The organism is Methylobacterium sp. Leaf89 (genome assembly GCF_001422215.1).
GTDB lineage: Bacteria > Pseudomonadota > Alphaproteobacteria > Rhizobiales > Beijerinckiaceae > Methylobacterium.
Genome location: NZ_LMML01000005.1, coordinates 308 through 12,710, shown reverse-complemented (window position 1 = coordinate 12,710; position 12,403 = coordinate 308). Strand labels below are relative to the sequence as shown.

Genomic DNA, 12,403 nt, shown 5'->3' with positions numbered 1-12,403 from the left:
CGATCATCTGGCCGCTTTCGTCGTCACGCGCCTCGAGGAGAGATCCTCGGGGCGCTTTCGTTTCTCCGCGTCCTGAGACTCGGCGACGTGGACTGCGAGCCGCGTCGAGCCCGTTATACCAAGCCTGTTTGAGCAGGACTCACGCTGAGTCGGACTTGTTGAGCAGTTCGCGCGCGGTCGACGCGACAACGGGGTGGACGCCGGCGTCCCCCAGATGCGCGGTCGTCATCATCGCCTTCAGCGTCGACTCGATCGGCTGCTTGGGGTTCGACAGGAAGGCGGCGACGCCGGCCAGCGTCTTGTCGGCCTCGGCGTAGAGGACATGCAGGATCGCTCCGACGAGCAGCGAATGGCTGGTCTTCTCCCAGTGGTTCCGCTTGTCGAGCGAGCCTTCCGGGTCGACCAGCACGTCGGCGACGTTCTGTACGTCGCGAACCTCCCATTCACCGCGCCGGACTTCCAACAGCGGGTTGTAGGCGGCTGACTTCACGTTGGTCGGATCGAACAATAGCACGCGACCGTGCAGCGCGCGGAAACCGGCGGTGATCTGCCAGTTCTCCCCCTTGATGTCGTGGACGATCGCGGACCCGGGCCAGGTCAGCAGCGTCGGTACGACGAGGCCGACGCCCTTGCCCGAGCGGGTCGGCGCAAAGCACAGCACATGCTCCGGGCCGTCATGGCGCAGATAGGCGCGATCGAGTTTGCCGAGCACGACACCGTCCGGGTCGAGGAGCCCGGCCGCCTTCACCTCCGCAGGGTCGGCCCAGCGCGCCGAGCCGTAGGTCTCGACCTTCTTCGCTTCGCGGGCACGCCAGACCGACATGCCGATCGCTACCGCGATCGAGAAGAACCCGCCGGACGCCGCGATGTACGCGCCCTCCACGAAGATCGACGGCGCATAGGCGTCGTACGAGTACCACCACCAGAAGAAGGACGGCGGCAGATAGAAGGGAAAGCCGAGGAGCCAGAACCAGGGCGGTCCGAGTTCGAGCTGGAAGGCCAACCGCCACGCCACCCATTCGGTCGCGCCCCAGGTGGTGGCGAGCACGATCAAGAAGACGGTTAGGATCTGGCCCCAGAGGATCTTCGTCGCGGACATGCCTTTCTCCTTTGCGGAGCAAGGTCAGTGACGGAGAAGGACGCTTTCAAGGGTAGTAGCGGAACATCGTAGAGCGGCGTGCAATTATCGAGAAGCAAAACTCTATGCAGCTCGTCGCTACCGATGCCGGTACGTGGAAAGTTGCTTGGGCTGTGAATGACGGCAGCGAGATAGAGCCCTTCGACCGAAAGACACGTCGTTGACCGATGACGACTAGATTGCATCGTTAGCCAGCCAGGCTCTGAATGGCAGCTTCTGCCAGCACCCACCATTCGCTCAGCGCGAACTGGTCTGGCATCAGCCAAACGACCCGCCCACCGTAGCGTTGCAGGCGGTCCGGAGCTTCAAGGTCACGGACTGAGCGTGCGAAAAAACTCTTCGAGCTGAGCGTCGATCACCTCGAACGGCTCTTCGCCGCTCTCGCGGATCTCTAGCATGCCTATAAGATCGGACGCGCTCAGGAAAACGATCATCTTCTGGTGCTCGAGCCAAGCCCGGCGCCGTTGGATAATCGCCTGCGGCGCCGGAAGTTCGTGCGAGACCAGCAGGCCAAATTGCCGCTTCGCCGGGATCCAGAGATACTGTTGAATGGACTCGACTTGTTTGGGGCCGATCGGACCGGCGTAATTCTTGTATTCAGCCACCGCAAACCGGGTTCCATACTCAGCACGGACCAGCGCCAAGGGTGGACTTCCAGCGCGTATGGGAAAAATTGCGTCCATGATGTCCAGGCCATCGTCGGTTCTCGTCTGTTGATCAGGCGGTCCAAGGTCGGGCTTGAATATCTCGGTCAGGATCTCGGTGCCCCAATCCTCAAACTTGCTCCAATCGTCTTTGCCGGCCTTTATGGCATCGAGTCGTTCTCCGAACTGCGCTGAAAGCGAGCGCGGCGGCGTTGGCGTCGCAGCCGCGGTCGTCATCATCTGGAGCAACTGCGATGCCGCCGCGCTGTTCGCTGCAGCGTTTGCAACATTGGGAAAGCGCTGCAACAGCCGACGAAGGTCGTCTCCCGTCCACACGTCTAGGCCACCCTCGTCTACGATGGCCTGTCGCGCCGCTGAGGACAGGTCACCGGACACGACCAGCAAGCCCTTGGTGTTGGGCACCTGGAGCCGGGCGCGGGCAATGTCGCCGGAAAATTGGCGCACGATCGCGCTTGGGATCAGCCGGCGATAGTGTTTCACTTCGACGATCATGCGTTCGCCGGTCGGTGACACTGCTTCGAAATCGGGGGCGTTTTGGCCCGGTCGTGACTGCGCGATTACAGGTGACCCGGCTTGAGAGAGCAAGGCGCGAACGAGGAGTTCGAAATCACGAGGGCTAAGCTTTTTGAAGTCGAACAGCTCGTCGTTCGATGATGTGTCTGACAATCGCATCACTCCGTTCTCAACGTCACACTGAGCTAAGCGGCGGGGCTACCACCTGGTCACTTCTCTGATTAATTAGAAACGCTCTGGCGGTTTGAAGATCGCCTGGGGATCCTAGTGAACAGGGATGCGCGAGGCATCTGCCGACCAGAGCCGATCGTTCAGGTCACCCACGGCGAAGGTCTGCATTTGATAGAAGCCGCCGACCGTACGCCGCGAAGCGGGCCGTCAGCAAGAGCACTCAAAGACCGGACATTTGATGCCGGATGCTAAGCACCCGGAAGCCGCTGTTCGTTCAGGCCTCTTGGTGGATAAAGAGACCCTCCTCCTTGCCACGAGTCGCTGAATCTATTGTGGAATAGATGGGTAAGTCGATCTTTCTGCAGTCTCGCGGCGCTAAAACGGTAGATTGTCGAAATCGCCCAAATCGTCGTCGTCCACCGCGCTTATGGCAACGGTCGACGCACCGAGCGATCCAAATAGACTCGCCAGTGCGGCATCGTCGAATTTGTCACCCGGCAGATCCGCAGCACCCGTGAAACTCGCCTCAGTGTCCTTAGCCTCAGTCTCGCGCAATTGCGTAGTTCGCTGCTTGAGGGCGGCATGGGCGCGCTCGAAGACGCGCGGATCGCCATGGAATCGGGCGGCGAGCTTTTCGATCGTCTTGCCCCAGTCCTCCAGCGTGGATTCTGAATCCATATGGCCGAGATTATCCGGCAGTTCCTCTATCATTCGCTGCGTGGCGCCTTCGATCTCGGCGAAAAGCTCGGGCGGCAGACTACCTTCATGGTTGTCGGCAGCCGCAAGAATGCGGGTGATGTCGTCCGGATCAAGATCGGTCGCGAGCAGACCAGAAACCCCGGCTTGGACAGCGTCGATCAGTTCGGGCGGTGTCGGTTCGCCTAGAGCTTGAGCTGCACGCAATCCCGCTAGAATCTCTGGCAGCTTCCTCCCGTCTTCCCACGCGGAAAGGGCGGCACAACCCTTGTCGGCGATCGTCTGCGCCGCCGCGATGAAAGGCTCGCCGCGCACGACGATGAAGCGCTGCGTCTCCGCCGCCTCGTCGAGCGCCGCGACCGCCATCAGCCGTGGCAGCGTCACGCCCGCGACGCTCGTCCCGATCGGCGCGAGGGTGTTATGCGCGAGTTCGGCGAGCCGCGCGCGTGCCGGGCCATAATCGCGTTCACCGGCGAGCTTGAAATCGGCCTCGGCGAGATTGGCCTTGAGCGCGGCAGCGTCGATTTCGCCACCCCGCGTGCCTGTCTGGATCGAGATATCGACCAACCGGCTCCACAGCGCCTCGGCGCGTGCGACTTGCTCGTCGGCCAGCGCCATCCGCGCAAGCGCCAGACCATAGGTCCGCGCGATCGGCGCACTTGCCTCGAAATCGAATTCGAGGATCAGCATCCGGCGGAGCAGCCGCCAGATCGCCTCATCCTCATCAGCGACACCGCCCGCGACCAGATGCGCGCGCGTCGTCGCGACGAACGCCCGCATGTCGTCGTTCGCCACGCCCTTGGCGCCCAGCCGAGTGAAGAACTCGTACGCTGTTTCTGCGCTGCGCGCCCAGCCCAGCACATCCTGATAGGCGCCCGAAATCTTGCGGCTGGTACGCTGCGTGGCGATCCCGAACAGATGGCGCTCCGCCGGCACGTCGTCGATCGTGCTGCTGGCGATCTGATGGGCGACGTCCTTGTAGACCGCGTCTTTTGGCGAAAACTGGATGTCGCGCTTCGATTGGATTTCGAGCAGCGCATCCCCTCTGGCGCCGACGCCCTTGATGATGAGGTCGTCGAGCTTGAAACCTTGCTCGACGCCCTGGAAGCGCACGCTGGTGACGCGCGCATCGGGCAGCCCCGGCGCCCTATTGCCGGTCAGAAGCGCCAGCAGATAGAGCGCGCCGAGCTCGCCTTCGATATAGGCGCCGGCCGCACCGCGCGATGCCGGGCTCGATCCATGCTCGGTGTCGATACTGGACCCCTCTTCTGCCATACCCCAGATGTGCGAACGATCGCTCGCGCGTTCAAGCGAAACGCGCAATAGCGAGGATCGCGATTGCAACGACGCGGTCCGATCATGTTTCAGCGGCGGTCACCGTTCGCAAACGATGGCTCGCAGAAAACACACTGGACTAAGCTGTGCGCCGATGTGAGAAAGTTAGCCTCAACAGGTGGGCAATGTGGTGGATTTTTTAGACAAGCAAATCGGACCACCGCGCAACTGGGAGACGTTCGAAGAACTCTGCCGCGCCTTATTTGCAGCTGTCTTCAAAAACCCCCTCGCTTCGAAAAACGGTCGCCGGGGACAGCCCCAGCATGGTGTTGACGTCTTTGTCGAGCTCTTGGATCAGCCCGGTAGCTGGGTTGGCGTTCAGTGCAAGGGCAAGGATCTCGGATACGAATCCAAAGCCACCAAGGCCGAGTTTGATGCGGAGCTTGTTAAAGCTAATAATTTTCAGCCGAACTTGTCCCGTTGGATTTTTGTCACCACCGCGCCTGACGACGCCAAACTTCAGGAACATGCGCGAATGACAAGCACGGCGCGGGTTGCTGTTGGACAGTTCCCGGTGGAAGTCCTGGGATGGGGTTCGCTGCTGGCGCTTATCGCGCAGCACCACCCTGTCATCCGGCAATTCTACCCTGAGCAGGCCCCGGCGGCACAGGATGACCTCGCGCGGGTTGCGACGGCCGGGGACGCCGCGCTAGCCAGCATCGACGACACGCTCCGGCTTGGCTCAACCGAGATTACCATAGAACGGCCCGAGACCTGGAGACGCGCGAGTGAGGCCTTTGCAGAGGAACGCGTTGTCCGGCTGACGGGCGACGGCGGCACGGGCAAGTCCGCGATCCTGAAGCGTCTCGCGCAGACCTTCGATCGGCCGCGTATCGTGCTCAAGGATAATCGCGTGTCCGCGACCAGCCTCGTCCAGCATTGCTCGCAACTCGGCGTCGATAGCGACCCAGCGGAATTGATCGATCTGGCCAGTAGCGATGGCGAGGCATTGTGCGTGATCGACGGCGCCGATCGCTTGCTGATGTCGGCCGGACGCGGGGTCGTCCTCGATCTCTTGCGCGCAATTGCAGCCTCTCAAAACCGCGACCGCTGGCGGATCGTTACCAGCGCCCGCTCTTACCAGGATCGGGACTTGGTCGCGGACGCGCTCGTCGAAGCCGGGATCACCAAAACGGGAACCGCAGTCGCCGTCGAAGGCATCACCGATACTGATACCAAACTGCTGGCCCAAGCGTTTCCAAGCTTTGCACCGCTATTGGCGCGTCGCGACCTAGGCCGCCAGAACCGTTCGCTGTTCCTCATCCGGGAACTGCTCAAGCGGGGGACACCGCCGGCTGAGACTTGGACCGAGCTCGACATCGCCGACGCCTGGGCGTCTGGGGAAGCGCGGCGAAGCAGGGCGCTGGCCGAAATCGGAGCGGCGCTCGTGTCGGTGCCAGTCCGGCTCCCCGGCCGATCCGAGATAAATCCGGACGGGCTGCAGGTGCTGATCGACGAAGGTACCGTCCTTCAGCTCCCGAACCGCGATGCGTTTCGCCTGGTCTATGACGTGCACGAGGACTGGCTGCTCGCCCGGCATCTCAATGCCCGGCGCAGCGAACTCCCGGCAATCCTTGCCGCCGCCGATCAACCGCTCTGGTGGCTCCGGGCCGTCAGGTTGAGCGCCCAGCTGCTCCTGGAGACGGGTGACGTCGCAGGATGGCGGGAAATGCTCGCCAACCTAGACGCCGCAGAAGGGCTGGACCCGGCCTGGGCTCGCGCGGTGCTCGCGGCACCACTCTATTCGGAACGCTCGGACGAGATATTGGCGCGCCTGTCCGAGAACCTCCTCTCCGACAAGGCCAGCCTGTTGTTGCGCGTGCTCGACACGCTGATCGTCTTCGAAACGCGCCTCGACGAACGGATGTTTGCTCTGCTCGCGGACCGGGATGAAGAGACCCGCTACACCATGGCGGCCTATTGGCGGCAGCCCCACTACCCGAGCTGGGTTCCGTTCCTGAGGTGGTCGCTACCGCATTGGCGGGAATGGCCAGGAAAGCTTGTGCCGCGGCTCTCGGAGGTCGCAGCGATATTCGCGCGGGCCACGGCGAATATTCCCAATGGCTTCTCCGAAAGCCTCGCCAAGATCGTGCACGAATGGCTGATCGAGATCGAGGACGCCTGCTACGTCGAGACGTTTGACGATCGCCGAGAGCCGTTCGGGGTAAAGCTTGACCACTATCGTGGCTGGGAGAAGGTCGAAGACCGTCTCCGCGAGGTGCTCGTCGCATGCGTGGAGTCCTCGCCCACGACGGTCAATGCCTATCTGCGACGCCTCACGACCGGAAAGAGTCTCGGACGCCCGCGAACGGATATCATCGAGTCGCATGGCAGAGTTCCGGCAAAGCTCCCGCAGGCATGGACCGACCTTTGCCTGCGCCAGTTCCTCCCCCGCCGGCGGCGCGCGCGCCGCGATGGCCCGTTCGGCAGGGAGCTGTTCCAATGGCATGATTATGAGCGCGCTGGTCTCGGCAGCGACCAGGGCATGTCGCCCTCCTCAGCCTTGCGGGCCGGCCTCGATCAATTGTTCGAGGCGGATTCGGCACAGGCGCTTCGCCTGTTCCATGCGCTCGAGCGGCGTGCGAGCGTGCATTGGCGGTGGCGTTCCAAATGTTACGATAGGAGGCGACCCCGGCCCCTTGTCATCGACCTGGGCCACCGCAAGGTCACGCTGTGGGGCGACGATCCGGTCTATCGATGGTCGCGCGGCATTCTCGGATCGAACGTTCTGGGATCGGTCTATCTCGCGCTCGACGACTGGCTTGGCCGTCAGGCCGAAGTCGGCCGCCCCGTTGCCGAGCTGATCGATCTAGTGCTCCAGGACCAGGGTCTTGTCGCCACCGCAGCGCCCCTGATCGCGATCGTGACCGAGCAAGTGAACACGGCGGGCGCCATCGACTCCGCAGGCGCCTTCCTCGCACTGCCCCGCCTTTGGGAATATGACATCCACCGGCACATCGACGATCAAGGGGGAGCGCATCGGATCGGTGTCTTCTCGGCCGAGAATATCCATTTTCAGGCGAACGAGCGCAATCATCAGCGCCACATGAAGCGCAGTCCGCTCCACCATGCTCTGCTTCTGCCGTTCCGGCTGATGGCCGGCGGCGAGGTGCGCCAGCGCTTCGATGCCGCGCGGCTCGCCTGGACCGCAGATGATCTCGCCAGCTTCGAGGACGAGTTGGATAACCAGGCGCTCGTGTCGGAGCGGACCGCGCAAATCGAACGATACCGGTCGGATGGCGATCCCAGGCAACTCGTCTTCGAAGAAGCCGAGCAAGGTGTGAAGGTCAGCATCTCCCCACCCGAGGAAGCGCTGCCCGAGATGGAAGCGATGGGCACGGCCAACCGCTTGCTCGGCGAGGCCACCGCGCTTGCGAACTGGATCCGCGCCACCCGCGAACAGCGAAGCCTCTCGCAGGCCATACCCATTGCCGACGCGATCGAGCGCGCAACCCGACTCGCCGCCGCGCTCGAGGATGCCGATAATGCTCATCTGGATCTTGCGCGCAGGTTCGGCGGCGCCGCCATCGTCGGCACGGCAGCAGTTGCTGCAAGGCATTTGAGCGAAGCGGAACTGGCCACCCGTCGCGCCTGGATCGAACACTGGCTTTTGCTCGGAGCATCGGGGGGCGAGCGTGAGGATGTCGACGACTATGCGATATTGTTCGACGACTTTCAGGTCCTGGCCGCATGGGGCTTGGCAAGCCTGGCGAGCCGAGGGCCTGCGAACGCGACCATCGACGTCCAAGTCACTTTCCTTGCACTGCACCGCGTGCACGCGATCTCCCGAGGGACTCTTGAAGGACTGCAATGGTCGCTGCGCCCAGATTTCGTGCGGGCGCTGCACATCGCCGCGCTCGACACCTGCGTCGTCAATATAGGCTGGTGGTGGCGCGGCGACCGGCAGCGCGAAGAGGCGAAGCGCCAAAATGCCCGGGAGCGCAGGCGAGCGATGCGCTGGGCGCTCGGTTCTCACGGAGTTCGCGCCCCACTGCTGCCTCCCGCCCCCGATAGCTGGAAATGGGTCTGGACCGGCAAATGGCCGCGCCCGCTGCAACGGCTCTATATGCCGGCTAAACGCGTCCTCAGTTGGGGCCGGGCGCTGGCGCTGACCAAGGGTCTCGACTGGGCCCGCCTCACCGATGGCGGCAAGCACTACGCGCTATTTTCGACCTATCTGACCAAGCTTGTCGAATGGACACGCGCCTATTCGGAGGACACCGATCGGCACGATCGGCAGTTTCCCTATGAATGGGGTTACGGGCTCGCCAAGGAACTGGGCCGGTTCACGGTCGCCCATGGCGGAGGGGATGAATGGAGGGCGTTGATCGCATTTTCCCGTCACGACCGGCCCGAAGATCTGGTCGGCGAGTATCTCGAAGGTGCGATGGCATCCCTCGTGGAAAGCGGCGAACGGCCTGATCCCGGCTTCTGGTCGAGCTGGCAGCCTGCCGCGGACTGGATGCTAGAGCACGCGATTCCAGAGCGTCGCGGTCGGCACGATCACCTGTCGCATGGCGCCGGGGCGGCGGGTTTCGTTGGGCCTTATTACACACCATTGCCCCCGGACTGGCCCCATCTGGAGGATGTGCTCGGTGCGGTCGATCGCTGGGTGCGCGCGACCGCGCATCTGCCGGCGGGCGCCTATTCGGTGATCCAGATCGTCGAACGCATGAGCCCCGACCAGCGGGTGCGCTGGTTCCTGCCATGGCTGGCGCATTGGACCCAGCTCCACGGCCCCGATGAAAGCTTTTGGTCCTATAACGGGTTGGCGAACAAAGCGGCCGTCTTGCTCAAGCCTCTTTCCGACTCGAGTAATGATGTACGCACCAGTGGGCGCGCGGTCCTGGCCATTCTAGCGGACTCCGGATCGACCGCAGCCAGAGAAGTGGTAGCGGCGTTTGCTACACGGCGAGATTAGACCCATCTCAGACCACTCCGGCGGCAGCTCTTGGGATCAAGATCAGCTCATTGAACGGCAACTCTTGGGGCGCGTTGCTACCGAGCGACTTCGCTCTGAATGAATGGCTGGTTCTAGTGGAAGCTGCCGTTCGAGGCCCCATCCGCGAACGACGCTTTCTGGTCGAAAACGGTAACTTCGCCTTGTCGCAGGCGACCGCGTTCAGTTCGTTGATGCGATAGACGGTGGTTTCGATGATCTCAGGCATGATCGATCTCCCCGGCATCGAGGCGCTCGCTCAACCAGCGGACGGCATCGACCGAGGCGAGGATACGCCCGGTGCCGAGATTGAGGAGATGCGCGCCGCCGCCGATCGCATCCGGTTCGCAGCGATCGGGGATACGCGCGTAAGCGAAGCCCCAGAGGCCGCCGAGGCCGAAGAGCCGGGCGCAATGGAGGGCGAAGCGGATGACGCCGTCCGGATCGCCGCCGTCCTCGTCGCGGATCCATAGCGTCGACGGCCCGTGGTCCGGCTCGATCGAAAGGCGGAAGGCCCGTGAAAGCGGCACGGGGCGGGTGTCGTCTTCGGATAGGGCGACATATGGGTCGAGCGCGCGGGCGGCGTTGGCGGGACACCGTGACGATGATGACGCTGCTGTCGCCGAAATCCCCCTCATGCAGCGTGAAGGACGGCGGTGAGACGTAGGTCGGGCGCTCCCGCGCGGGCTGCTTGCGCGTGAGACGGCCGATGCCGTTGCGCTGGCGCCAGGCGGCGAGCTTCTTCGTGAAGCGGGCGGGTGGCCGGGGCGTGCCGTCGGAGTAGCGCACGAGTGCGCCGAGCGGCGCGGCGTCGAAGATAAGATGGGCGGACATGGATGGGCTCCTTGGGAAACAGGAAGCGCCCGGCGATCCGTGGGGAGGCCGGGCGCGGATCGAGGTGAAGGATGGAGGAAACCGGGACGCGGACACGCCCCGGTCGCCGTGGCCTATGCCGACGACAGTCCGCGTCCGCGCCGGATGCGCGAGCCGGATGCGCTGCCTTTCGTGCCGGGCATGGCCGGCGTTGTGATGGACCCGTCGCGCATCTTCCAGCCTGGCGCCTTCACGTCGGGCGGCGCGGGAATGGTCGGCACGGCGGGGGATGTGATTGCTCTTCTCGAAGCGGTGACCGGAGGCAGCGTCCCGCTCCTGTCACCGGAATCTGTTGCCGAGATGGGCCGCGACCAGATCGAGGGCATCGCCATCGAGGGCTCGCCCGGCTGGGGATACGGCCTCGGCTTCTCCGTCCTGCGAGACCCGGCGGCAGCCGGCGTCGCCGACGCGCCCGGAGCTTGGCGCTGGGGCGGCGCCTACGGCCATAGCTGGCTGTTTGACAGAGAGAGAGGCGTGACCCTCGTCGCCCTCACCAACACCGCTTTCGAAGGCATGTGGAGCGGCGGCCGCTTCCCCGCCGATCTCGGTCGTGCGCTTTCGGCTGCTGTGAGTGGCTAGTCCACGACGCTTTACTTACCTAAGCTGCGGTGCGCGATATGCCTTGGCGATAGCTGATGCCGTATGACCGATCCCCGTCAGTTACTTGAGCCGGCGCTGTTCACGGAAGTAGTCATCGATGACATCGTGTTCGGTGCCCTAGATTTGCTGCCTTTAAGGTAGGAGGCGGCATGTCGATCTTCTACCGTCCAGCGGTCTCACGCGAGAGAGCGGGGCGCGCATCCATAGGATCGAAGGCACTGACAAGGCCATTGTTTGAAAGATCGTGGTAGGATATATATCCAGCCATATTATAGGAGCCTGGCGATGAGCAATGCCGCACAGAAGCGGGCGATCCGCAACTATCGGTCGCGTCAGGCCCAGCGCGGGATCGCGCGCTTCGAGGTTCAGGCGCTCGACGCAGACCGCGAACTGATCCGCGCCCTCGCTCGTCGGCTTGCCGATGACGGACCCGAGGCGACGCAGGCGCGCACGATGGTTCAGCAGATCGTGTCCGGCGAGCCGCCGCATCAGGGCGGCATCCTCCAGGCGCTGCGCCGCTCGCCGCTCGTTGGCGCCGATCTCGACCTCAGTCGCGCCCACGAGGAAGGGCGTAGGGTCGATCTGTGACGCAATACCTGCTCGACACCAACATCATCAGCAACGTCGTCAAGCCGACGCCTTCCGCCTCTCTGCTCGACTGGATGGCGGAGAAGCGCGACAATGCGCTGTTCATCGCGTCATTGACGGTCGCTGAAATCCGCCGAGGCGTTTTGGAGAAGCCGGCAGGAAGGAAGCGCGAGGCGCTGGAAGCATGGTTTGCCGGTCCCGAAGGGCCGCAGGCCTTGTTCGCGGGGCGCATCCTGCCGTTCGATGACCGGGCAGGGCTGATCTGGGCGCGGCTGATGGCCGACGGGAAGATTGCCGGCCAGCCGCGCAGCGGCCTCGACATGATCGTAGCGGCGGTCGCCGATGCCAACAATTGCATCGTCGTCACCGACAATGAGAAAGACTTCGCCGGGCTTCGATTCGTCAATCCGCTACGTGGAGCGGCCTGATGTCGATCACCGTCTGGCATCGCTCGGGAGGGCGGCATGGCTGAAACCCAGATCGAGTGGACCGACTCCACCTGGAATCCCGTCGCGGGGTGTTCGATCGTCACCGCCGGCTGCACGCATTGCTATGCGATGGAGATGGCGAAGCGTCTCGAAGCGATGGGCGTCGACAAATATGCCGGGCTGACCCGAAAAACCGGCAAGCGGACCGTCTGGAACGGCGTGGTGCGCGAAGATCGCGAGGCGCTGTCGATCCCACATCGCTGGCGCAAGCCGCGCAAGATCTTCGTCAACTCGATGAGCGATCTGTTCCATGAACGGGTGAGCGACGCCTTCATCCTCGACGTCTGGCAGGTGATGCGCGACACGCCGCGGCACAATTATCAGATCCTCACGAAGCGTCCCTGGCCTGCCCCTATCCGGTGGCCCAGGTTCGAAGTTAGTGCATCGTCGGTCGCGC

9 protein-coding genes and 2 pseudogenes are annotated in these 12,403 nt (G+C 63.5%); 6 read left to right on the top strand and 5 right to left on the bottom strand.

Annotated elements, in window-relative coordinates; all coding sequences use genetic code 11:
* Nucleotides 1–145: 145 nt before the first annotated feature.
* The 3 genes and pseudogenes from ASF18_RS03030 to ASF18_RS24200 form a co-directional block, all read right to left on the bottom strand.
* A pseudogene (locus ASF18_RS03030) lies at nucleotides 146–1,099 on the bottom strand (type IV secretory system conjugative DNA transfer family protein); the annotation flags it as partial.
* Between the two features lie 350 nt (nucleotides 1,100–1,449).
* Nucleotides 1,450–2,475 carry a restriction endonuclease gene (locus ASF18_RS03025; protein WP_082487007.1) on the bottom strand — a complete coding sequence of 342 codons (1,026 nt, stop codon included), beginning with the start codon at nucleotides 2,473–2,475 and terminating at the stop codon, nucleotides 1,450–1,452.
* A gap of 387 nt (nucleotides 2,476–2,862) precedes the next feature.
* Nucleotides 2,863–4,527 (bottom strand): hypothetical protein, encoded by a 1,665-nt coding sequence (locus ASF18_RS24200; RefSeq protein ID WP_200917493.1) that lies wholly within the window; start codon nucleotides 4,525–4,527, stop codon nucleotides 2,863–2,865.
* Between the two features lie 109 nt (nucleotides 4,528–4,636).
* Between ASF18_RS24200 and ASF18_RS03015 the strand changes: the two genes are divergently transcribed.
* Nucleotides 4,637–9,439, top strand: coding sequence for a hypothetical protein (locus ASF18_RS03015; RefSeq protein WP_156649600.1), 4,803 nt, complete (start codon nucleotides 4,637–4,639; stop codon nucleotides 9,437–9,439).
* A gap of 7 nt (nucleotides 9,440–9,446) precedes the next feature.
* Here the strand turns inward: ASF18_RS03015 and ASF18_RS23470 are convergent, their stop codons facing one another.
* Nucleotides 9,447–9,686: a hypothetical protein gene (locus ASF18_RS23470; protein WP_156649598.1), complete on the bottom strand. Its 240-nt coding sequence runs from the start codon at nucleotides 9,684–9,686 to the stop codon at nucleotides 9,447–9,449.
* Between ASF18_RS23470 and ASF18_RS23465 the strand changes: the two genes are divergently transcribed.
* A complete protein-coding gene (locus ASF18_RS23465) occupies nucleotides 9,685–9,930 on the top strand; it encodes a hypothetical protein (RefSeq protein ID WP_156649597.1) in 246 nt (81 codons plus the stop codon). The genes ASF18_RS23470 and ASF18_RS23465 overlap by 2 nt on opposite strands.
* Before the next feature lie 115 nt (nucleotides 9,931–10,045).
* Here the strand turns inward: ASF18_RS23465 and ASF18_RS24490 are convergent.
* Nucleotides 10,046–10,291, bottom strand: a pseudogene (locus ASF18_RS24490) (hypothetical protein); the annotation flags it as partial.
* Between the two features lie 108 nt (nucleotides 10,292–10,399).
* On the opposite strand from ASF18_RS24490, the gene ASF18_RS03005 reads away from it, so the two are divergent.
* From ASF18_RS03005 to ASF18_RS02990, 4 genes are all read left to right on the top strand, one after another.
* A complete protein-coding gene (locus tag ASF18_RS03005) occupies nucleotides 10,400–10,909 on the top strand; it encodes a beta-lactamase family protein (RefSeq protein WP_244472551.1) in 510 nt (169 codons plus the stop codon).
* A 306-nt stretch (nucleotides 10,910–11,215) separates the two neighbouring features.
* A complete protein-coding gene (locus tag ASF18_RS03000; protein WP_056349370.1) occupies nucleotides 11,216–11,518 on the top strand; it encodes a hypothetical protein in 303 nt (100 codons plus the stop codon).
* Nucleotides 11,515–11,946 (top strand): type II toxin-antitoxin system VapC family toxin, encoded by a 432-nt coding sequence (locus ASF18_RS02995; protein WP_056349366.1) that lies wholly within the window; start codon nucleotides 11,515–11,517, stop codon nucleotides 11,944–11,946. The genes ASF18_RS03000 and ASF18_RS02995 overlap by 4 nt, the downstream gene beginning before the upstream one ends.
* Nucleotides 11,947–11,982: 36 nt before the next feature.
* Nucleotides 11,983–12,403, top strand: a 421-nt coding sequence (locus tag ASF18_RS02990; protein WP_156649604.1) for a DUF5131 family protein, incomplete at its 3' end; no start/stop codon positions are given.